At 42.6% G+C, this 23123-nt stretch carries 21 protein-coding genes; 11 read left to right on the top strand and 10 right to left on the bottom strand.

Going from position 1 to position 23123, the window contains the following annotated elements; translation table 11 throughout:
* Positions 1 to 9: 9 nt before the first annotated feature.
* Complete coding sequence (locus JU57_RS09285) at positions 10 to 711, bottom strand: flagellar hook capping FlgD N-terminal domain-containing protein (protein ID WP_037960035.1); 702 nt, start codon at positions 709 to 711, stop codon at positions 10 to 12.
* Between the two features lie 18 nt (positions 712 to 729).
* The gene (locus JU57_RS09290; protein ID WP_037960038.1) at positions 730 to 2277 is read right to left on the bottom strand and encodes a flagellar hook-length control protein FliK; all 1548 of its coding nucleotides are present in this window, start codon (positions 2275 to 2277) and stop codon (positions 730 to 732) included.
* Positions 2278 to 2495: 218 nt separating this feature from the next.
* Between JU57_RS09290 and typA the strand changes: the two genes are divergently transcribed.
* The 4 genes from typA to JU57_RS09310 all read left to right on the top strand — a co-directional run bounded on the left by typA (position 2496) and on the right by JU57_RS09310 (position 6361).
* The gene (gene typA, locus JU57_RS09295; protein WP_037960042.1) at positions 2496 to 4295 is read left to right on the top strand and encodes a translational GTPase TypA; all 1800 of its coding nucleotides are present in this window, start codon (positions 2496 to 2498) and stop codon (positions 4293 to 4295) included.
* A 79-nt stretch (positions 4296 to 4374) separates the two neighbouring features.
* Entirely contained in the window at positions 4375 to 4932 is a 558-nt protein-coding gene (locus JU57_RS09300; protein ID WP_037960043.1) for a LemA family protein, read from the top strand.
* Between the two features lie 7 nt (positions 4933 to 4939).
* The gene (locus tag JU57_RS09305; protein WP_037960046.1) at positions 4940 to 5908 is read left to right on the top strand and encodes a DUF3137 domain-containing protein; all 969 of its coding nucleotides are present in this window, start codon (positions 4940 to 4942) and stop codon (positions 5906 to 5908) included.
* Positions 5909 to 6361: a flagellar basal body-associated FliL family protein gene (locus JU57_RS09310; protein WP_037960047.1), complete on the top strand. Its 453-nt coding sequence runs from the start codon at positions 5909 to 5911 to the stop codon at positions 6359 to 6361.
* Here the strand turns inward: JU57_RS09310 and JU57_RS09315 are convergent.
* From JU57_RS09315 to JU57_RS09350, 8 genes are all read right to left on the bottom strand, one after another.
* Positions 6345 to 7436 (bottom strand): MFS transporter, encoded by a 1092-nt coding sequence (locus JU57_RS09315; RefSeq protein WP_037960048.1) that lies wholly within the window; start codon positions 7434 to 7436, stop codon positions 6345 to 6347. The genes JU57_RS09310 and JU57_RS09315 overlap by 17 nt on opposite strands.
* Positions 7433 to 7894: an RDD family protein gene (locus JU57_RS09320; protein ID WP_051906767.1), complete on the bottom strand. Its 462-nt coding sequence runs from the start codon at positions 7892 to 7894 to the stop codon at positions 7433 to 7435. The genes JU57_RS09315 and JU57_RS09320 overlap by 4 nt, the downstream gene beginning before the upstream one ends.
* Positions 7895 to 7900: 6 nt before the next feature.
* The gene (pyrE, locus tag JU57_RS09325; RefSeq protein WP_037960050.1) at positions 7901 to 8509 is read right to left on the bottom strand and encodes an orotate phosphoribosyltransferase; all 609 of its coding nucleotides are present in this window, start codon (positions 8507 to 8509) and stop codon (positions 7901 to 7903) included.
* An 8-nt stretch (positions 8510 to 8517) separates the two neighbouring features.
* Positions 8518 to 9078: a ribosome recycling factor gene (frr, locus tag JU57_RS09330; protein WP_037960053.1), complete on the bottom strand. Its 561-nt coding sequence runs from the start codon at positions 9076 to 9078 to the stop codon at positions 8518 to 8520.
* On the bottom strand, positions 9065 to 10021 hold the full coding sequence (locus JU57_RS09335) for a polysaccharide deacetylase family protein (protein ID WP_037960055.1): 957 nt from the start codon (positions 10019 to 10021) through the stop codon (positions 9065 to 9067). The genes frr and JU57_RS09335 overlap by 14 nt, the downstream gene beginning before the upstream one ends.
* Positions 10022 to 10026: 5 nt before the next feature.
* Positions 10027 to 10362 (bottom strand): preprotein translocase subunit SecG, encoded by a 336-nt coding sequence (gene secG / locus JU57_RS09340; RefSeq protein ID WP_037960056.1) that lies wholly within the window; start codon positions 10360 to 10362, stop codon positions 10027 to 10029.
* Between the two features lie 88 nt (positions 10363 to 10450).
* Positions 10451 to 12847: an HD domain-containing phosphohydrolase gene (locus JU57_RS09345; protein ID WP_037960060.1), complete on the bottom strand. Its 2397-nt coding sequence runs from the start codon at positions 12845 to 12847 to the stop codon at positions 10451 to 10453.
* Between the two features lie 2 nt (positions 12848 to 12849).
* Positions 12850 to 15066, bottom strand: coding sequence for an adenylate/guanylate cyclase domain-containing protein (locus JU57_RS09350; protein ID WP_037960063.1), 2217 nt, complete (start codon positions 15064 to 15066; stop codon positions 12850 to 12852).
* 209 nt (positions 15067 to 15275) lie between these two features.
* Between JU57_RS09350 and JU57_RS09355 the strand changes: the two genes are divergently transcribed.
* The 7 genes from JU57_RS09355 (at position 15276) to JU57_RS09385 (ending at position 23065) form a co-directional block, all read left to right on the top strand.
* A complete protein-coding gene (locus JU57_RS09355; RefSeq protein ID WP_037960109.1) occupies positions 15276 to 15977 on the top strand; it encodes a methyltransferase domain-containing protein in 702 nt (233 codons plus the stop codon).
* 441 nt (positions 15978 to 16418) lie between these two features.
* Complete coding sequence (locus tag JU57_RS09360) at positions 16419 to 18758, top strand: molybdopterin-dependent oxidoreductase (RefSeq protein WP_037960066.1); 2340 nt, start codon at positions 16419 to 16421, stop codon at positions 18756 to 18758.
* A gap of 2 nt (positions 18759 to 18760) precedes the next feature.
* Positions 18761 to 19324: a 4Fe-4S dicluster domain-containing protein gene (locus JU57_RS09365; RefSeq protein WP_037960068.1), complete on the top strand. Its 564-nt coding sequence runs from the start codon at positions 18761 to 18763 to the stop codon at positions 19322 to 19324.
* A gap of 9 nt (positions 19325 to 19333) precedes the next feature.
* Positions 19334 to 20500, top strand: a complete 1167-nt coding sequence (gene nrfD, locus JU57_RS09370; protein WP_037960070.1) for an NrfD/PsrC family molybdoenzyme membrane anchor subunit — start codon at positions 19334 to 19336, stop codon at positions 20498 to 20500.
* A gap of 19 nt (positions 20501 to 20519) precedes the next feature.
* Entirely contained in the window at positions 20520 to 21734 is a 1215-nt protein-coding gene (locus tag JU57_RS09375) for a rhodanese-like domain-containing protein (RefSeq protein ID WP_037960072.1), read from the top strand.
* Positions 21735 to 21801: 67 nt separating this feature from the next.
* Entirely contained in the window at positions 21802 to 22122 is a 321-nt protein-coding gene (locus tag JU57_RS09380; RefSeq protein WP_037960074.1) for a hypothetical protein, read from the top strand.
* A 31-nt stretch (positions 22123 to 22153) separates the two neighbouring features.
* Entirely contained in the window at positions 22154 to 23065 is a 912-nt protein-coding gene (locus JU57_RS09385) for a LysR family transcriptional regulator (protein WP_037960075.1), read from the top strand.
* The last annotated feature ends 58 nt before the right edge of the window (positions 23066 to 23123 follow it).

Raw genomic sequence — 23123 nt, forward strand, 5'->3', positions numbered from 1 at the left:
CTATCCTTTTTATGCACCCGTGCGTTCATAAATTTCAACAACTTCGTCAATTTCATAATAATTCGAACCAAGTTTTAACTTGATCACGCCATCGTCATAGTAAACCGATTCGATTGGATAAACTCCTAAAACCGTTGTATCAGAAGCGCCATCAGGATCAACATATGTTGCACCCACACTGTAATCGCCCTCATCTACTTGATTGCCTTCATCGTCGAGTCCATCCCATGTGAAAGTAACAATACCACTTTCACCTTTGACTTCATCGCCCAAGTCGATGGTACGAACGACATTACCACTAGAATCAGCAATGGTGAGGGTTCCATCTGAAATTTCATTGGGGAAGTAAACCTCAAAAGAGATGTCACCACTACCTTCATACGGAATGTAGTTAGACCCTAAACTTGCCATCTTACCAATGGAAGAAACCGCATTAAAGGTGGTGGAAGATTGGAGTTGAGATGAGAGAGCATCCAACGAATCGGCAGTATTTTCAGCAGCTTCAATCGATGCTAGCTGCGAAGTTTGCGTCAAAATGGTCTCTGTATCCATAGGATCAGTGGGATCTTGGTACTGTAATTCTGTGACAAGCAAGGTTAAAAAGTCATCATTGCTTAAGGAAGAGGATGATGTTGAGGTTGTCGTACTTGCGGTCGTTGTGGTGCTTGAGCTTGAGCCTGAAATAAGATTTTCATATCCGGTTGTTGCCATAATAGATCCTTTTTAATTTTAGACATATTGAGGAATGACAATCTCTAAGAGCGTTGTCTCTTCTTCATTGGATTCGGTGGTAAATTCATCCAAACTTCCACTACTGTTTTTTTGATTTTGTTGGGCGTGTTCTTTGTTGTTTTGATCGCTAAAGTTCATCTCTAAATTGGTAAAGCCCATATTGATCAAAGCGCTTTTAACATCATTTTGGTTTTGCGTAAAGAGTGACATCGTGCTGGTGTTGGACGAAATCGTTACATGTAAATTGTTGCCTCGGGTTAAAAGCGTGACATCAACATCGCCTAAACTTTGAGGACTTAAGGAGAGTTCAACCTTCATAATAGGCGGTTTGTACGCATCAATCTTTTCTTGAAGATCACTTGCAAATTGATTGAGGCTCTCTTTCATTGTAGCTGTTTTGGATGTTATCTCTTGTCTAAGCGTTGTTTTAAGATCATTTTTAACCTCCAGTGTGGAGGGTGAATCCTCTGATGAGGTGGATGTGACTTCACTCTCTTCACTGCTTACGGTTTTTTGACTGAGTGCAATCTCTTCTTCTGCGGCTTCATCGGACGTTTTATCGGCTTTAAGAGTGGTTAACACACTGTCAATACTCTCTTCTTCGGTGCTTACTGTTTCAGTGACCATCTCATTGACACGTGTTGTGGATGTTTCCACGGAGGTATCATCGTTACTGAGGCTTGCATTTTCTGCTATGAGCGTTTTTTTAGTTTCATTCGCATTGGTTACTTTTTGAAGGAGCGTATCTAAGGGCTTGGTAGAGGCTTGAGTTGTCTCTTCTTGCACTGCTTCTACAATTTGTTGTTTTTCGTTTACTTCCAGTGATTCTGCGTTAACATCGGTTTGGGTGCTTAAATTCTCTTTGGAGATAAGCTCACTCAACATCGAGGGCGCAGAAGTCGATGTGGTTTGCGTCTGCGTGGATTGTTTATCGAGTAAGCTCATAACACTTGAAGCCGTTGCAGAGAAGCTTACATCACTTTGAGTCGTGCTTTGGGCTGTTGTAAGAGCTGTTTGCAAATCGTCAAAAAAGTTATTTTCAGCCAGTGTTGGAAACTTGGTTTGGAGGCTTTGAGCACTTTCGGTTGAGATGGTCAGTTTTCCCAACCCAAGATTGTATTTTTGCGATAATGCCAATAGGTCACTCACGTTTTTAACGCTAGCAAACTCTTGGCGTGTGGTTTCACTCGCTACTAATTTTTCTAAACTTGAAGAGGCATTGAGTGTTGGAAACACCGTCGCTGTTGGGTCTTCTTGGAGTGTGCTTACCACACTTAAAAGATCTTCCAATAAATGTTCATCAATGCTTTTTGCTTCGCCTTCACTGCTGAGAAGCTCAAGCGTATCTTCTTCTTGTGTTGTTACCGGAAGTGCTGTTTCGCTCAGTGTTGTTTGCGCTTCTTCACTTGCATACTGTCCAAGAATCATGGAGAAAAAACTCTCTGAAAAGGAGCCATCGCCACTCTCGCTTTTCATCGCTTCTGTCGATACTGAAGCTACGGGAAGCGCGCTTGTGGTCTGCACAAAAGAGAGAAGATTTTGCATCATCATTGCCTTACAATTTAGTTTAGAGATAATTTCACACTTTTAACAAGCAATACTCATTCCAGTTTTTAAAAGTGAACACCAAAAATGCTTTACATGTAATGGAATTTTGAATTTAGTCAAGAACGTGGTATAATGAAGCATATTTACTTCATCAAACTACACCAATCACGTACGTTTTATAAGATGTAAAAGTCAAAGTTTACGAGGAGAATTTTTTGCAAGAGTTTAGAAATATTGCCGTGATAGCGCACGTTGACCACGGAAAAACGACCTTAGTCGATGAGCTGTTGAAACAATCAGGTACCTACACAGCACACCAAAAAGTAGAAGAAAGAGCCATGGACAGCAACGATCTTGAAAAAGAGCGTGGCATTACCATTCTTTCTAAAAATACAGCTATTCGCTATAAAGAGACTAAAATTAACATTATCGACACTCCAGGCCACGCCGACTTTGGTGGTGAGGTTGAGCGTGTTTTAAAAATGGTTGATGGTGTTTTATTGCTGGTTGATGCACAAGAAGGCGTTATGCCTCAAACCAAATTCGTGGTTAAAAAAGCACTCAGCCTTGGTCTTTGCCCGATCGTTGTTGTCAACAAGATCGACAAACCAGCAGCCGATGCAGAGCGTGTTGTTGATGAAGTGTTTGACCTTTTAGTAGCCCTAGGTGCGAATGAAGATCAACTCGAATTTCCTATCATTTATGCAGCAGCGCGTGATGGTTATGCCAAATACAATATGAGCGATGAGAGCAAAAATCTTGAACCTCTTTTTGAGACCATCCTCAAACATGTTCCTGCCCCTTCAGGAAAACCTGAAAATCCACTTCAACTGCAAGTCTTTACCCTTGATTATGACAACTACGTTGGAAAAATCGGTATTGCGCGTATTTTTAACGGAACGATTAAGAAAAATGAGACTGTTTTACTGGCTAAAGCCGATGGTGAACAAGTTCGTGGACGTGTTTCAAAACTGATCGGTTTTCACGGTTTGGAAAGAATTGATATTAACGAAGCAGAAAGCGGCGACATCGTAGCAGTTGCTGGTTTTGAAACCCTTGATGTGGGTGATAGTTTGGTTGATCCAAGTAATCCAATGCCGCTTGATCCATTGCACATCGAAGAGCCAACCCTTTCCGTTGTTTTTGGGGTTAATGATTCTCCATTTGCGGGACTGGATGGCAAATACGTCACATCAAACAAAATCAATGAGCGTTTAGAGTCTGAGATGAAAACAAACATCGCAATGCGTTATGAAAACGCAGGCGAAGGTAAATTTAAAGTCAGTGGACGTGGGGAACTTCAAATCACGATCTTGGCTGAAAATATGCGTCGTGAAGGGTTTGAGTTTTCTCTCGCGCGTCCAGAAGTTATTATCAAAGAAGAGAATGGCGTCAAAATGGAGCCATATGAGCATTTAGTTGTTGACGTGCCTGATGAATTTACTGGAACGGTTATCGAAAAACTGGGTCGTAAAAAAGCGGAAATGAAAGCGATGAACCCAACAGGCGATGGACAAACCAGAATTGAGTTTGAAATTCCTGCACGTGGACTCATTGGTTTCCGTGGACAATTTTTGACCGATACCAAAGGTGAGGGTGTTATGAACCACTCATTCTTAGATTTTAGACCGCTTAGTGGGGAAGTAGAACACCGTAAAAATGGCGCGCTTATCTCTATGGAGAGCGGTACCGCAATGGGTTACTCACTCTTTAGTTTACAAGAGCGTGGTACCCTTTTTATTGATGTTCAAGTTAAAGTATATGCAGGTATGATTATTGGTGAACACTCTCGTCCGAATGATTTGGATGTTAATCCCATTAAAGGTAAGCCACAAAGTAACGTGAGAAGTAGTGGCGCGGATGAAGCGATTAAACTCGTTCCACCACGCAAAATGAACCTCGAATTGGCACTTGAGTGGATTGAAAACGATGAATTGGTGGAAGTAACTCCTATCAACATTCGTATTCGTAAAAAATACCTTGATCCAACCCAACGTAAACGTATGAGTCGCTAAGAAGTTTTTACATGTAAAGATTTTGTCGCCATCATGGCGGCAAAATCCTATTATTTCTGAACAATACAGGAGGTTTACGATGGAAACGTTTTTGGTTGTTGCAGGTCTCATTTTTCTTCTTGTCGTGTTTATGTACAACACGCTTATCTCCAAAAAAAACCAAGTCGATACCATTTACGCAGGGCTTGACGCCGTTCTTAAAAAACGCCACGACCTTCTTCCTAACCTTGTCGCAACGGTTCAAGAGTATATGGTGCATGAGCGCATCACGCTTGAGAAGATCACCGAACTTCGTACAAAAGCTGCCACACACTCCCTTGGTAGCCGCGAAACCATTGCCTTAGAGAAACAGCTCTCTTCCATGCTAGGCACTCTGATGGTTGCGGTGGAAAACTATCCGATGCTCAAAGCCAATGAAAATTTCTTGAACCTTCAAGCAACGCTGAGTGAAGTGGAAGAGCAAATTTCGGCTGCAAGACGCGCTTACAATCAAAGTGTGAATGATTATAACAATGCGATTGAGATGTTCCCGACCAATTTTATGGCTGGGTTGATGCACTTGGAGCGCAAAGAGGTTTTTAGCATTCCTGAGCATGAACGCTCCAACGTCGATGTAAAAAACCTTTTTCAAAAATAGGTAAGTGTTGAAACCACGTCTTTCATCATTGCTGGATTATTACTACGAGTCGATGTACCCATCGCTTCACGCATTGGAAGGGAAGCGCTTAGCCATACTCTCTACGCTTAAAAAAGCTGCGTTGTTGCTTGTGACGTTGGGCACCGTGCTCTTTTTTGTTTTGAGTCGCACGAATGTTTTCACTTCTTTGCATGCTTTTTTGCTCAGTGTCATGAGCGGTTTTTTAATCTTTATGTTTATCTATCGTCATGAGCGTGCCGGTTATGGTTCGTTGTTTAAAGATCTGGTAATTGAGAAGATAATTCACTTTGTAGACCCTTCGCTGATTTACACAAAAATGGATTCCATTGATGAGCGTACATACCGCCAAAGTGAGCTTTTTATGGAAGCCTATGATCGTTTTTCGGGCAAAGATTTGGTGTGTGGCGAGATCGAAGGGGTAAAAATTCGTTTTTGCGATTTACATGTAGAGAAAAAAGTGCGTACCAAAAACGGTAAAGAGGAGTGGAGTGACATCTTCTCAGGACTTTTTTTTGTGGCAGATTTTAACAAAACGTTTCATTCCAAAGTGGTTGTGCTTCCCGATGTCGCTGAGCGAAATTTGGGCATTGTCGGCACATGGTTGCAAGGCGTGAATCCAAGCAGGGGAGCGCTTATCAAGCTTGACCATGTGGCGTTTGAAAAGCTTTTTGTGGTGTATGGCGATGATCCAATCGAGAGCCGCTATATTTTATCGCATGCTTTGATGGAGCGCATTGTTGATTTTCATCACAAAATCGACAAACCCCTTTATCTCTCGTTTGTGGATTCGAAGCTATTTTTAGCCCTGCACTACACTAAACCGCTCTTTGAGCCGATATTAGCACGATCATTGTTAGAATTTGAATCGATCAAAGCGTATTGTGAACTTTTGGTGATGATTACGAACATTGTCACTGAATTTAAGCTCAATGAAAAATTATGGAGTAAACGTTAAATGTTTAATGAAAGACTACTGAAAATCTCTCTAGGGTTTATTTTTTTGTTGATTCTTCTTGGATTTTTTACGATTAATTACATGCTTAAAGACGATGGTAGCCAATCTTCGTATGAAAAAACTCCCTCAACGCAGGCTAACAATGTCAGCAAAAATACCAAAGAGCTAAGTCTTGATACGATTTTTATCAACATTAAAGCGCAAAAGTATAAGATTTTAAAAGCCGATATTGCGTTGGTTCTGAGAAACAATGCGACCAAAAAAGAGCTTCAAGCCAATATGGACAATGTGCGCAATGCCGTTTTGCAGTATCTCAATACGATGGATGCCAATGGACTTGAAACGGTGAGTGGTAAAGATCGTCTTAAAGAAGAGCTCATTGCAATGCTTGAAGAGACGTTTGGGTATGAGATCGAGACGATTTACATTAAAAATTTTATTCTCTCACCTTGAAAAGCAGTAAGCTTCCAAACGAGAGCAGTGCCACCAAACTGGCATACAAATAAAGATACTCTCCGTAAAAATAGCCCGCTAACAGCGCTCCCACAAAACCTCCTAAACCAAACGAAAAGCCATAGTAAAACTGTCCTGCTAGTTTTTTATGCGCATACAGCGTGTACAAAAGGCTAAGTGCTGCCGTGTGATGCAGGGCAAAACTAAAGGCATGCAAGGATTGTGAAGCATATGAGATAAAAAGCGATGAGGGAAATAAAAAGAGCAAAAACCAACGAAGTGCCGTTGCTAAAACACCCAGTTTGACAAGTGATAGAAGGCTAAAACGCTTAAGCAATGGGGATTGAAAATAAAAGAGCACAATCTCACAGATAACGCCAAATGCCCACAAATAGCTTGTCATTTCAAGGCTGATGCCGTGCGCTGTTTCGTAAATCGTAAAGAAGTTATAAAATCCTCCAAAACTAACCTGCATCAAAAAAAGACTGATCCAAAAATACTTTACATGTAAGACGTTAAAAGGCGCTTCGTTTGTGAGTGGCTCAGCTGTAAAGTGTGCATTGTTTTGCGTTAGCCAATAGGCAAAAAATGCGGTCAAGCTGATGGCTAAGAGGAGGTAATGCAAGCCGTTGGTGTAGTTTTCCAAGTGACGCGCTAAGAGGATGCCAATCAGCATAAAACCAATCGAGCCAAACAGACGTGACCTTCCAAAACGCTCTTTGTGCAAATGCTCCATCGCGTAGGTTTCGATGTAAGGCAAAATCATGCCAAGGCAGGCACCCAGAAGCATATTGGGGAGCATAAAGAGGTAGAAGTGTTGAATGGTTGGATAGAACATTAAAATGGCAACAATCGCCCCAGCAAGCGCTGTGTAAAAGACTTTTTGGGTGAGTTCAAAATGTTTGAGAAAGAAAAAGGGGACAAAAAAACGCATCAGCGGTGCCAAGGCGAAAATAGCTCCAATTTGAGGTGCACTGTAATTGAGTATTTGTAAAATTTTAGGCATAAAGATGACATACACACTGGTAACCGAAAAGTAGGCAAAGAAAAAGCCAGAGATTTTAAAAAAGATCATTTAGGAATGGGAGCGGTTTGGCTTAAAATATCATAGAGTGCTAGGTTGTCTTTGCGTAGCAGTGGTAAAAAAAGTCCGATGATCGTGAAGGCGGTCAAAAGCATGAAAAGATAACGTGCAAGGAGTTGCAAGAGCGATAGTTTTTGTTTTCCGCTAAGATCAATCAGTACAAGGTCATACGCTTTGTAGCCTGGTGTTTGAGCGTTTCGTTTGAGAAACAGCAGGGTAAGGGCGCCATAAGGAATCAAAATAAGAAGCCACCCTTGAAGCATATGCGCGGCAAAGCCTTCACGAGAGCCATAAATGAGATAAAAAACAATGTATAAAATTGGCATCAAAAGCATAAAAGAGTCTACCACAAAGGCTTTAAAACGCTGGGTAAAAGGTGCGATGGAGTAGGAAGGCAAAGAGGTTTTCAACTCTTTTTTAGCCCCTCTTTTGCTCTGTCTCCATCTCATGAACGCTTAGTTTCCTCGGCTGCCTGGTTTAATTGCCACGCTTCCTTCTTTGCACAAAGGGCATTCACTTGGTTCGTAAATGTCAAATTCAAAATCGGCGAGCGCAAAAAATGGTGCGTCGTTTGGAAGTTTACATGTAGGCTTGCCCTCAAGATCACTGCCCACACGTTTGCAAAAACCGCGGTTTGCAAGGGCTGCAAATCCGACGATCACGCCACCCATACTTTCAGCGATGTTTGCCGCTTCTAGCGCCGATCCACCCGTGGTGATGATGTCTTCACAGACCAAAATTTTCTCCCCCTTTTTGACTTCAAAGCCTCTGCGAATTGTCATTTCACCGTTCACACGCTCCGCAAAAATGAAGCGTTTGCCAAGGGCACGTGCAAGCTCATAGCCTGCTAAAACGCCACCCAGAGCAGGCGAGCAGATGGTGTCGATTTGTAGGTTTGAAGCGTTGATCATTTTGGCTAATGCAACGGCTAATTGCTCCGCCACTTTGGGATCTTCCAACACTTTCGCACTTTGGAGATAATAACGTGAGTGCTTGCCACTGCTGAGTAAAAAATGTCCTTCTAAGAGGGCATTGGCGTCTTTATAAATTTTTTCAACTTGCATGGTCGCCCTTAAATTTTTAGGAGTTCGGATTCTTTTTCTCTGACAAGCTCATCGACTTTTGAAACCGTTGCATCGGTGATTTTTTGGACTTCATCTTGCCCTTTTTTAGAACCATCTTCGGTGATAATTTTCTCTTTTTCGAGTTTTTTCACTTGATCGTTTGACTCTTTACGGACATTGCGAATCGCGATTTTGGCTTTATCTCCCATGGCTTTGGCTTGTTTGGCACCCTCTTTACGTTGGTCTGTTGTCATTGGAGGGAAGAAAAGTTTAATGGTTTCGCCATCGTTATTCGGATTGACCCCGATGTTGGCTTGCATAATCGCTTTTTCGATCTCTCTGAGCATCTTTTTCTCCCAGGGAGAAATCGTAATCGTCGTCGCATCGGTGGCTAAAACGGTCGCTACTTGACTAAGTCCCGTTGGTGTGCCGTAGTAATCAACATGAATGTTGTCTAAAATGGTGGTAGAGACCTTACCACTGCGAATCGTCATAAAGTCGCGTTTAAGTGCTGCGATACATTTTTCCATATGCTCTTTTTGTTCAGCATAGATTTTACTGAGTTCCATATTTATCCTTTACAAGTAGTTTCGTTGAAATTTTGTTGCCCACGGAGACAATCACCCGTGTGCGCTCTTTGGTGAGTATTTTATTGATTTGAGCTTCAAAAACGCCATCGCTTAAATGAACCTCTTGATACCCATGTTCACTGATGTAAATGCCACCTTTGGAAGCGTTCGTTTGCGCTTTTACATGTAAAGAGGTAAGCTTGCCATCTTCGAGCAATACGCTAGGCTTAAACCAAGTGGTTTCAAGGGCTTTATACTTTAAAAATCCCTCTAAATTACTCTTGCCAACCAAAGCAGAGCGGTCTAAATCAAGCGGATCGCTAAAGCTTGCAACCGCACCCATGTTTTGGTTCACAATCGCTTCAAATCCATAGCTTTGCGCGATGGCTTTCACACGCGGACTAAACTCACCAAACGGGTAGGAGAAGTAGCGCGGTTTCATGCCAAGACGTTTTTCAAAGAGGCTTAAGCCTTCATCAAAATCTTTTTTAAGCGCTTCATCACTGAGTTCGCTCATATGCGGATGGTTCAGTGAATGAAACTCTAAAGCGCCGTATTTGGCTATCTCTTTGAGCTGTTCCCAACTCATATAATCGCCATATTTTTGCTCGGTCGCTCCCACATAAACGAACATCGAAAAGGGGTAGTTGTACTCTTTAAAAAGGGCTAAACCATGCTCATAAAAACTTTTGTAGTTATCATCAATGGTAAGAACGACCCAGTTATCGGGGATGGGCTCTTTAGCGTGAAGGGCGTTCACCAGTTTTTCAAGGGGTATCACTTCGTAGCCATTTTTTTTAAAGTAGTCAAACTCTTTTCGAAGCTCTTCAAGCGTTGTGTTGGTCGTGGGGTATCTGGCATCGTTAAAACGATGGTAGATGAAGATATGGGCATCGGCCCACATCATCACACTGAGACACACCACAAGCCAAAAAGATTTCATGCTGATTATTTAGACGTTGGAGCTTCAGGGGCTGCTGGAGCGGTTGTCACAGGAGCTGGAACACTGGGTACAACACTTTTTTCGATTTTAATATCTTCAGCGATCGATACTTTTTTATCTTGGTTGTAAAAATAACCTAATGTGAGCGTATTTGCAATAAACAAGATTCCTACAATAAAGGTGAATTTTGCCATGAAACCTGCTGGTCCTTTTGCACCAAAAAGAGATTCATTGCTTCCACTGTAAGCGCCAAGACCGATAGAGGAGCTTTTTTGAAGCAGTACAGAAACAGTTAAAATAGCGGTTAATACAAATTGTAAAACCAATAAAACGGAGGTCATAAGGGAAGTCCTTTGTTTTTTAAATAATGTAGAACTAAGGATTATACCCAAAACGGGTTAAAAAATCGTTAAAGTGACCTTCGTGCCCCTAAGATGTCTCAAAATCAAGAACGATCTCATCGATGCTACGCTGTGGTAAAAACGCTTTGGCATACGCTAAATAGGTGCCTGAGGTGTAGAAAAATTTCACAAGATTATAATCAAGTTCGCCTTCTTGTGCCATGGTGAAAAGAATCTTCATCGCCACCGAGAGAGGCATGCCTGCTTTGTAGGGTCGATCACTCGCCGTTAAAGCTTCAAAAATATCGGCAATGGCTAAGATGCGCGCTTCAAAGCTGATCTCATCGCCTTGAAGTCCTAATGGATAGCCTTTGCCGTTGAGTTTTTCATGGTGATTGCCTGAAATTTTAGGGATTTGTCGGTATTTTTTAGGAAAAGGGAGACGGTTTAAAATATCGACGCTGAGTTTGGCGTGAGCATTGATAATTTCGCGCTCTTCAAACGTGAGTGTTCCACTTTGAGTGCTCAAATGATGCGCTTCATCCTTGCTTAAAATCGTGTAGGTCTCATCGCCAATCTGCCACGTTTGCGTTAAAAGTGTCTGAATCTGCGCTATGGCTTCAGTACTAAGGGGCGTATCGCCATGATTACTCGTTTGGATCAGTTTGGACGCCGCATGCAAGGTTGCAATCTTCGCTTGATACTGTGTTTCAAGCGAGCTCACATTTTCCTGTTGGTTACCTTCTAAAAGGGCAAATTTATCTTCCAAAAACTTTACATGTAACGCTTTTTCGATCATCTGAATGCGGCTTTCGACAAGCTCAACGCGGTCAAACAAGGTTTGGAGTTTGGTTGCTTTATCCATCACGTATTCAGGCGTTGCGAGTTTGCCAATGTCGTGCATCAGGGCAGTAAAATTGATCTGTTTGATCTCATCACTGCTGAAGTGTTTGTGTGCGTAGACGCTTGTGTCGTGGTTAATCGCTTCGGCGAGCATGACACTCAGTTTGACCATACGTTTGACGTGTCCGGCGGTGTAAGGCGACTTTTTACCGATTGCAAAGAGGATGCTTTTCAAAAAAGACTCCAAAAGCGTTTCAAGCCCTTGAATCAGTGAAGTGTTGGTGATGGCAATGGCGGCTTGGGATGCCAGCGAGAGGGTGATTTTCTCATCTTCATGATCAAACGAGGTGACCTCATGGGTTTGCTCATCTATTTTATTGATCAGCTGTAGCACACCGATGATCTCTTGTTCATGGTTTCGCATGGGAATAACCAACATCGATTTGGAGCGGTACCCCGTACCTTGGTCAAATTTTTTCGTGCCATCAAAAGAAAATCCAATGGCTTCATAAACATCCGCGATGTTGATCAAACGGTTTTCAAGCGCACAGGTAATCGCAACCATTGCTTTATTGGGCGCACCATTTTCAAGATGCAACGGTAGTGGCGACCATGTGATTTTCTCACTCGTTCCTCCCATTTTAATGCCCAATGAGTCGGTTTGCACCACTTTAAAATGCAGCTGCTCTTTTTCCAGCAGATAGAGCGTTCCCCCATCCGCATATGTAAGATTTTTCGCTTCGGTGACGATCATCTCTAAGAGCACATCAAGGTTTTCACTTGCTGAGAGGGCGGTACCAATTTCAGTGAGTTTTTGAACGCGCTCATCATTTTTTGGAGTGCTTAAAGGACGATGCAGTACGCCAGAGGAGAGATCAATGCTTTCGCCATCACGTAAGACCATCTCTTCTTGAATACCAATCTCACCAAGTTCTTGAATAATCAACGCCGCATGCAGCGGTTTGAGATGGTTGATGTAGAGCTTAAGATCGGTGCGGGTGAGCTGTTTGAGCTCTTGTTTAAGAAACTCGGGCGTGAGGTGTTTGCTCTCGGTCGCAATTTTGACACAGTGGTTGGGAAACGAGACATCGATGATGAGTGCTTTGATGGAGGGCGTTTCATTGAGCTTGTGCCAAAGCGCTTCGTTTTGGAACGTGTCGCCTGAAAAAAGCACGCTACTACCGTTTTGTTCGATGATGTAACCACAACACGGCACCGTATGATTGGCTAAAAATGGGGTGAGCGTGATGCCCTCTTCAATGGCGTAGGGTTGATTGGGCTCTATTTCAACATAAGTGAGCGCAGGCGTGGTGGAATTTGGCAGATAAATGTGACTAAAATCGGGCCAAAGAACGTCATTAAAAAGATGGTTTTGTAAAGCTTCAATCGTGTGAAGTAGTCCGTAGAGGTAGAGCGTTTCACTGCGTTTGGTGAAAAAATGGTCGATCAAAAATGCCGTGTCGATGATGTGGTCTAAGTGGGCATGGGAGGAAAAAATACGGTTTACATGTAAAGCTTCTTCCCCTAAGGCGTGCATAATATTGCCAGCATCTATCAGCGTATGGCGACTTACCTGAATGCAGGTGGTAAAGGCGTTTTGGGATCTGCTTCCTTGCGCACCTAAAATGCGAATAAAACTCATATTTATCCTTTAGTCGTGTGTACAAAGACACCGTTAAATGCAAGAGGCGGAAAGGCAATGTAGTGCGCGCAACGCTCACAATAAATGCCATAAATGGCTTCATTGGTTTTATGCTCTCTTTGGTTCAGTGCTTCAAAACGTGCGAGCGCTTCAGCAAAACGTGCCTCTTGGTAAAGGGCAATCGCTTCATGGTGGAGCCTGAGCTCTTCTTGGAGTGCTTCGTAACTTACGTCGTAAAGGGGCTCTGCTTGTGGTGTGTCAAAATCGTGAATCTGCCACACTTCAACAGGCTCATGTTTGCCTTTAACGGTCACCAAATCCAAAAAGCGAAAGATGTAATCACCCTTGAGTTTGGCTTTGGTGAAATGTGAAATCGTAAGATGCGAATGGTAGTATTTGCACAGCGATTCAAGACGCGAGCCTAGGTTGATCGCATCGCCAATAACCGTATAGTCGCTGCGACTGCTCGTTCCCATCTCTCCGACGATGGCAATACCCGTGTTAATCCCAATGCCGATGTCGATTATGGGGATATGCTGCGCTTCTGCCATCAACGCAATGGGGGCAAACTTGGGATTGGCTTTGAGCTTTGCGTTGAGGGAGCGTAGATAATGAAGCTGTTCAAGTGCTGCATGGACGGCTTTATCGGCGTGATCTTCCATGCTGATGGGAGCGTTCCAATACGCCATAATCGCATCACCAATAAATTTATCGACCGTGCCACCGTTGTGAATAATCATCTGGCTCATCGGATCCATATAGGCGTTCATCAGATGAATCAGCGATTGTGCATCGCCTGCTGCTTCTGCAATAGCGGTGAACCCTCGTATGTCAGAGAAAAAGATCGTGATCTCTTTTTCCACCCCTTGTAAAATGTCATCGTTGCTTGCGAGGATGTTATTCATAACCGCAGGGCTGACTTTACTGGCAAATTTATGTTTGATCAGCTCTTTTTGCTTGATCTCTAGAAAATAGTTGATCGCTTGTCCGATGATAAACAGAAGGTTGATTGCGCTTAGGGGTAAAATCGTATTGAACAAAATGCCTTGGTAGATCATACTGTAGTAGTGGGTTAGAACGATGATCAGATTGAGTGCGATGAGCGCCATAAAACTGAAAAAGGCACTTGGAAGAAGCAAAATGGCAAAGGTGAGGAGGCACAAAACGATGATGCTCAAAAGATCAACCCCACGCGTCCAGATAGGCTTGGCGATGTAGTCGTGATGCACGATGTTATCTATCGCGTTGGCATGCACCTCCACACCGGCGTAAACGCTATCAAAGGGTGTACTTCGCAGATCCAACAGTCCTGCTGCGGAGGTGCCCACAAGTGCGATTTTATCTTTTACATGTAAGGCATCAATGGTGTTGTTATAAACATCAACTGCTGAGATGTATTCGTAGCTGTGTTGACTTCCACGGTAATTGACGATCAAGCGTCCAAAAAAATCGGTGGGGATGAGATGGTCTCCCATCTCAATCTGACGAAGCCCACTCTTGTCGTAAATGATGCGGATTTTCTTCTCTCCCAGCGCAATACGCGCCATCTCAAGGCTGAGAGAGGGGTAAAGTACGCCATCGTACTCCATCACCAAAGGGATGCTTCGCACAATCCCATCGCTATCGGGAATCGTGTTGAAATAACCACTCGAATACGCCTGTTTTTGAACTTGTGGAGTGTTCAAAATAGCACGATACGGTTTGATGAGTGATGAGTGCGTTGGACGATTTTGTTCGACGATGATTGCTGCGGATTTTGGGCGACCTTCTGGCTCTATGGAATCGGGTGCAAGCGCAAAAAGATAGCCCACGATAGTAGGTGTTTCTGCAATGGTTTGGGCAAAAATGGCATCGAAATTGGGCACATCGTTGGAGGGCAATCCAAGCTTAGCTAGCACTCTGTGCGGCGAACTATTATCTGCTTCGGCAAACACAACATCGAGCCCAATCATCGCCACGCCAAGGTTGCTGAGATTGTGTAAAATCGTTGCGATTTTATCCCGACTCCACGGCCATTGACCGAGTGCTTTGAGGCTTCTTTCATCGATGTCAATGATCACAATAGTTTCATCGCCTTGTATCTCTCCACGGCTTTCTAGCATCAAATCTTTGATCTTGTGCTCAAAAGGTTGCCAAAAATGGTTAAATGAGAGATATCCTAGAATGCAGCCAGCCATGACCATAAAGGTAAAAAGAAGTTGTATGAGGCTTTTTTGCATGGTCTAGCATGTTCCTATCATGCGTGTTCGCGCATAGAGTTTGTTGCACGTCATTGAGCGCTTTTTTGAGTGTACTTCCTAATTTTATGAAAAGATTTCTTAAACTACTATTGACACCTCTGTTTCGCTTTACATGTAAAGATCAAACAGTCATTTTTTAGCCACAGGAGGGTATACTTTTCCAAAAAAAAGTGGATATTTCAATCGCAATGATCGCACAACATACCAAAGAATTTTCCAAAAATGCCCATCGTTATGATGACCATACCGCCCTGCAACAAGAGATAGCGTGTTATTTGATTGCACACATTACTTCAACGCCTCAAACCATTTTAGATTTGGGGTGTGGGAGTGGGGCGGTTTTTAAACATATCCCTTGGAAAATCAAACATTTTACAGGCGTGGACAGTGCGCAAGGCATGTGTGAACTCCATCCTACATGTAAAGAGGTTGAGATTCTCTGCGAAGACTTTGAATCGTCCATGCTTTTCGCTCGTTTAAGCCCACCGTTTGATCTTGTGATCTCTTCATCCGCGCTGCAATGGGCAAGCGATATTGAGGCGTTAATCGCCAACATAAGCCTTACATGTAAAGAGGGCGCGTTTGCCATTTTTACCGATAAAACCTTTGAAGCCATTTACCATGTGAGTGGACTCTCTTCGTTCTTACCGAATGCGCAAGCCTTGAGGGTTTTGTTTGAAAACTACTTTACATGTAAATATGAAATCAAAACGTACCGTCTCTTTTTTGACGACAGCCTCTCTGCTTTTCGCTACATCAAAAAGAGTGGTGTGAGTGGTGGAAAAAGACGTTTGAATGTGGCACAAACCAAAGCACTCATCCAAAATTATCCGCATGATTACCTTGAATTTGAAGTACTTTTTATCTGGGGCACACCTCTTAAAGCTTAATTATATAAATTAGTTATTATAGTCATAATTGTAAAAAATATTTAACTATTTTTCTGACGTAATTATAATTTGTTTTTCTAATTATAATTATTATAAAAACAAACATAAATGCCTATAGAATAGATATTTAGTTAAATAAACTTAAATAAAATAGACTACTTATTTGCCAATTTTTTCATAAAAAGTGAAAAAATAATTTACTAAATGTCAATTAAAATTAACTTTTTATCCTCTTTTGCAAAAAAAATTTTATTTTTTTTGCAATCTTCATCGTTCGACAAATAGGGCATTTGCACCGCGTATCTTATTTTTAGGGCAATCTGTCTTTAAAAATGTAAGTTATTTATAAGATTTAACCTTTACAATGGAGTGAGAAAGACGTACTTTCTCAGATGATTTGAACGTGCGAAACTTAAAGGCAAAAGAGAACAAGGAGACGCGATGAAAGTAGAGATCTCACGAAGGAGATTTCTTCAAGGGAGTGTGGCGATGTCCATCGCCGGTGGAGTGAGTATGAGTTCCTCTTCCATGATGGCAAGTGCTGCAACCCCAGCCAAAAAAGTTGGCAATGAAGATAAAAAGATAGCAACACTCTGTGAAATGTGTGTCAATAAATGTGCGGCGATTGCGCATGTCCGCAATGGCGTCGTTGAAAAACTCGATCCAAACCCTCTGTTTCCCAAATCACGTAATATGCTTTGCGCACGGGGAAATTCAGGCATTCAAGCCTTGTACGATCCCGATCGTCTTAAATACCCGTTGATTCGTGATGGTGAAAAAGGAAGTGGTAAGTTTAAGCGCGTCAGTTGGGACGAAGCGTATGCTTACATTAACGAAAAACTCACCAAAATTTTGGACGAAGAGAAAGATAACCGCTCCACCGTCGCTTTTTGTGCAGGCGAAGGTATGGCTGAACACACCTTTAAAAGCTTCTTTACGATGTTTGGCTCTTCGCATTTTCTCAACCATGCGAGTTTATGTCTAGCAACCACCGTTTCAGGCTATTCTCTGACCATTGGAGGCTATGGCATTGCCGATTTGGACAATGCCAAATACGTCATTATGGCAGGCGCCAATCGTGCGGAAGCGATTGTAACGCCTGATACGATGGACATGTTTAAACGCACCAACGGACGAGGAGCAAAACTGATCACCGTCGATCCTCGTTTCACCAACACTGCCGCGAAAAGTGATAAATGGCTCGCCATTAATGTAGGAACGGATTTGGCGTTTGTACTGGCACTGACGTATGTTGTCATCAAAGAAGAGCGTTACAACAAGGCATTTGTGGAAAATTATTTCAATGGCTTTGAAGAGTATAAAAACCATATTTTAAACAACAACTACACGCCAGAGTGGGCGGAGAAAATCACAGGCATTAAAGCCAAAGATATTTATGAAGTGGCGCGTGATTTTATGGCGCATGCCCCACAAGCGATTTATTACCAAGGCAGACGTACGACTTGGTCTAAAAATGATTTCCAACTCAGACGCGCTCAAGCGATTTTCTCAGCTCTGGGTGGGGGCATTGATGTCAAAGGTGGCATCTGTTTTGGTAAAAGCTTGCCACTGGTTGAACATGACGCGGTTGCACCTATGTACGCCCAAGCCAAACCTCGCATTGAAAAAGATGAAGCAGCGGTTGTGGGCGGTTCTGGTTCATGGGTCGCATTTCGCAATATGGTCTTGGAAAACCGAAGTCCGTATCCGATTCGAGCCCTCTTTAACTACAAACACAACCCTATGCAAAATATGCCGAACAATGCTAAAACAGCAGAGTTTTTGAAAAAATTAGACCTTGTCGTCACGATTGACACGATGCCAAGCGATACCGTGATGCTCAGCGACGTGATTTTACCCGAGTGTACCTACTTAGAGCGAACCGATCCTGTCGTTTCATATGGTGGCATTGAGCCTTCCATCGCGCAACGCAACAAAGCGATTGATCCGATGTTTGAGAGTAAACCTGTGATGGAAATCATGCGAGGGCTGAGCGCAAAACTTACCAAACCGCTGTTTGAAATTACCAAAAAGTACGACGAAGATGTTCAATCAGCAATTGAAGATGATGACGAAGAGACTGTCTACGCAGAGTTTGATCTGACCAAACCGTTTGCGCACGATCAAGCAGAGCTCAATGTTAATGCCGTTGCCAAGTACGAAGGTGCTGCTGATATACTTAAAGAAAAAGGTGTTTTCTACCCCAATATGAATGAGTATTTCAAAAAAGTGGGCGTGAATGACTATGAGTATTATCCTGAGCATAAACGCGCCTACTCGGTACGCAACATGAAATTCAATACCCCATCAGGCAAAATTGAGTGCTCCGTTCCGGCTCTTGCTAAAAAGGGAATCGATGCGATGCCTGTTTGGAGAAGTGAATACGAGATGGCAATCCCCGCAGGTAAATTTCGCTTTATCACCGGTCGTCACGCACAATTTACCCAATCAGGCACCTCCAATAACCGTCTGCTTCTCAATCTTGTACCTCAAAACTACGCGTGGATCAATAAACGTGTGGCTGAAAAACTGGGCATTACGTTTGGTGATAAGCTTGAAGTTTCTAGCAAAATAGGCAAAACAACGATTAAAGCATATCCGACAGAGAAAATTGGACCCGATACCCTCTTTTTTGTACACGGGTTTGGGGTTTACTCAAAGGCGTTGAGTCTTGGGTACAACAATGGTGGTAATGATGCTGCTATTATTGAAGACGGCATTGAGCCGATGCACGGATCATCCTGTCTTCACGACACCATCGTAGAAATTAGAAAGGTTTAATCATGGCACGTTATGGAATGGCACTCAACTACAAAAATTGTATTAATTGTAGAGCATGTGAAAGTGCATGTAAAGAAGAAAATGGCGTTTTACTTTTACCCGATCATTACCGTATTTGGGTCGGCGTTAAAGAGGCGGAGGGGCAATTCCCGAACATCTCTATTGCGTCACAAACCTATCATCCAAGCCAATGTCAGCATTGCGATAATGCGCCCTGCCAACAAGTGTGCCCGACCAATGCGACCTATTATGGCGAAGGGGGTATGGTGATGGTTGATCCGACGAAATGTATCTTGTGTACTTACTGTATCAACGCCTGTCCGTATGATGCGCGTTATGTCGATAATCGAACCAATACGGTTGATAAATGTACCTTCTGTTCAGATACGAGACTGGCTAATGGTGAAACAACCACAGCATGTCAAGCAACCTGCCCAACAAAAGTGCGGGTATTTGGTGATTTGGATGATCCAAACAGCGAGATTTCTCTATTGCTTGCTAACAAAGAGTACCGTCAAGTGAAAGAGCACTTGGGTACGAAACCAAAACTATTTTATATCTTGTAGGAGTTTATGATGCAAACACTCTCTTTGAAAAAACTCTTTAATTTTGAAAAAACACCGCTTAATGTGGTGATGGCAGTGACAACCGTAGCCCTTTTAGCAGCGTTTATGGCAGGGGCGGTTGCGTACATCTTGCACGGACACCATGTTTACAATGTCACGAGGCAACATCCGTGGGGGTTGCTCATCGCGATGTACGTCTTTTTTGTTGTATCTAGCACAGGACTTTGTATTATCTCCTCTATCGGGCATGTGTTTGGTATTCCTGAGTTTCAACAAATCGGTAAGCGCGCCATTGCGGGTGCGATTATTACGATCAGCTCGGGTTTTGCGGTCATTGGTTTGGAAATCGGTCATCCGATGACGATGCTCATTTACAATGTCCTTACCCCCGGTTTGACGTCGGCTATTTGGTGGATGGGCACGCTTTATGGACTCTATCTGACCTTTATCTGTTTAGAGTTTTTCTTTCTCGCGATTAAAGTCAATCACACGTTTTCTAAACTCTTTGGTATTTGTGGTCTTTTGGTGGGGCTTGCCGCACACTCGAATCTTGGCGCTGTTTTTGGCTTTTTGGTTTCACGTCCTTCTGCCAATGGTGTTTTTTACCCTGTTTATTTCATTCTCTCGGCGATGATCACAGGGTGTTATTTGATCTTTTTAATGTATGGATTTCGTTATAAAATGAATTTTCCTGAAAAAGTATCTGTGATGCTTGTGAAACTTTCAAAAATTTTAGGCATGCTTTTAGCCGTGCTGATCTTTTTTGAAGCATGGAAAATTATCACGGCGTTGTATGGTGATATGCCAGAGCGCGCTGAAACGATTTTGCATGCGGTCAAACATCCCAATTTTTGGTTTGGAGAGTTGATCTTAGGTATGTTGATTCCCTTTACGATTATTTTACTCAGCAACGCTAAAGCCATTAAAGCAACTGTTTATGCTTCTATTTCAGGTATGGTGGGCATTTTCTTTATGCGCTATGACTTGGTGCATGACACATTGCTCTATCCGATGACAACGCTCAAACGCTCCGAATACCAAGTTGCTCCTACTTTTGTAGAGTATTTTCCCTCAGCAGCTGAGTTTGCCATAGGGTTTGGCGGTATAGGCTTGGCGCTGTTTTTGTATTATGTTGCCGATAAGGTCTTTAATTTAGATGAAACCACTCAGCATTAACCCCCAAAGGAGAGAGAAAATGAGACTAAGAGTATTAGCAAGTAGCCTGATCGTAGCAGGACTTTTGCTAGGAGGCTGCACTACCCAACCTGAAGCAACAGGAAGTACACCGAGTGCTAAAGTGTTGAATGAACCCACCTTACATGTAAAAGGATTGATGGAGAAATTTAAACTAGAGAATGTCGATTACACCTATGTTAAGACAGCTATTGGTAATGGAACCCGAAGTGGCGCTAAAGCCCTTTTGATTGATGCACGCCCTAACCCAAAATACCTTGGTGGAACGATTCCCTCCAGTTTGAATATTCCTGATACCCAAATTGATAAATATATCGGTCAACTGGATAAAGTGGCTAAAGATAAAGAGATTATCGTCTTCTGTGGTGGATGGGATTGTGAAAAAAGCCCTATCGTAGCAGGACACCTTAAAAGTAAAGGCTTTACCAATGTAAAACTCTACCAAGCCGGTGAACCTGAATGGGCAACTAAAAACTACCTAGAAATTGGAACACCCGTCGTTGAGAGTGCCTTTAAAAAGAATAGTGCCCTCTTGATTGATGCACGACCTTACGCTAAAACATTGCAAGAGTCGATTCCAGGTGCCCTTTATCTGAATGATGAAGAACTGCCTGTATTGATGGGACGTTTCCCTGCTGATAAAACTACACCGATTATCACCTTTTGTGCAGGATACGAATGCCATAAATCCCATGTGGTTGCCAATAAACTTTTAGAACTAGGTTACACTAAAGTCAGTGTCTACGCAGGAGGACTCCCTGCTTGGAAAGAAGCAAAACTTCAAACCACCGCAGGCGCTAAAAAAGTAGAAGTAGCCCCTACCCCTAAAAAAGATACCTTCGTTGAAGGCATTAAACTAGGCGAAGATGAAGGAACGGTAGATGGTGAATGGTATAAAGCACTCATCGTAAGCGATAAAATTCCTGCTAATGTGGCTGTGATTGATGTAAGAAGTGCCACAGAATATGCGAATGGACACATTAAAGGGGCTATCAATATCGAAGCAGGAAAACTCAGTGCCACAGAATTTGCAGCTAAACTTCCAAAAGGTAAAGTGTCTATCATTAACTGTGCCACAGGAGGACGCGCAATGGAAGCCCATATGAAACTTAAAGATGCCAAAGTCGATGTAAGTAAGATCTTCTACTTTGATGCCAATATCAAATGTGATAAGAGCAGTCAATGTGAGATTAAGGTCAACGAACCTTTAGGTTAGGCTTTACATGTAAAGCTGCGATCAGAGATACAACATGCTGATCGCTTAGAATATAAAGAAGTAAAACATGGTAAAATTAACACATGGATTTTTCGCCTTGTGTATGGCACTCGGCTGTTGTTTAACACCCAGTTTAGCCGATACGACGATGGGCGCGGATATTTTTAAAAAAGAGATGCGTACGATTTGTGGTTTTAGTGGCAATGTGATGGCAAAAAAGCATACGCAAAAAGAGTGGCAGCACCTGTATGAAGCAAAAACGCTTCAAGAAGCACTGATCTCTTTTTGTCCTAATGCAAAGCCCTTGACCGAGGCTTCCTTAAAACATCTGTACGATTTTCTCTATCATTTTGCGAGCGATAGTGGCAATACGGCTTTGTGTTATTGATGGATTTAGAACTGTTTAAATAGGGATGGGAATGTTTAAAGATTTTGCGAAGATAGAGACGTTTTTAACCGTTGTACGAGAAAAAAGTTTTTCAAAAGCCTCTAGGAAACTTGGCATTAGCCAACCAGCTGTTACCCAACAGATCAAATTTCTTGAAGATTATGTGAACATTCCCATCGTGGATCGTAAAAAAAGTGGCATTAACCTCACCAAAGAGGGCGAAGAGCTTTTCCAAGTGTTACTCAGCCTTGAAAAGCAGATCTTGATCACGGAAAAAGAGGTGATGCGTCTGGTCAATAAAGAGATACTCTTTATTTTAGGCGCTTCTCCTGTGATTGGAAATTATATTTTGCCGGAATTCCTCAACGATATTCAAGAGGTGATTTCCAATCATGTCATGGTCAAAGTCAACAGCTCCATTGAGTTAACAGAGCTTGTGGTGAACCGAAAAGTAGATCTAGCCCTCATTGAATCACCGACATTTCATCCCAATATTTTCTACCGCGAATGGATGGAAGATGAGCTGGTGGTTGTCAGCAGGTCACCACTTCCAAGCGTGTTAAAAAAAGAGGAGCTCTTTGATTTGCAATGGATTTGCCGTGAAGAGGAGTCCAATACCCGTAAAATCATTTATGAAACATTTCACAAAATCGATGTGGATTGTAAAAATTTTACGATCAAAAATATTGCCAACAGCGCAATGACCATTAAGCAAACACTCCTAAAAGCCGACATCAACGGGGCTCCAACGGTTTCCATTCTTTCCAAATACATGGTCGAAGATGACGTGAGGGCAGGAAGGTTACATGTAGCCACGATCAAAGGGGTTTATTTGATGCGAAAATTTTATATTTGCTACCTTAAAGACCGCATTCAAGATGCACTGATCGCAAGTACACTGGATTTTATTACCCGAAAACAAGATATTAAACCTTCCATTTAACACCCTTTAAGGAGCATTCCGAGCGCTCCTTGTTCTTTTCTGTGTTTTTCCCTCTCTT

The organism is Sulfurospirillum sp. SCADC (assembly GCF_000743525.1).
In the GTDB taxonomy this organism is placed as follows: Bacteria; Campylobacterota; Campylobacteria; order Campylobacterales; family Sulfurospirillaceae; genus Sulfurospirillum.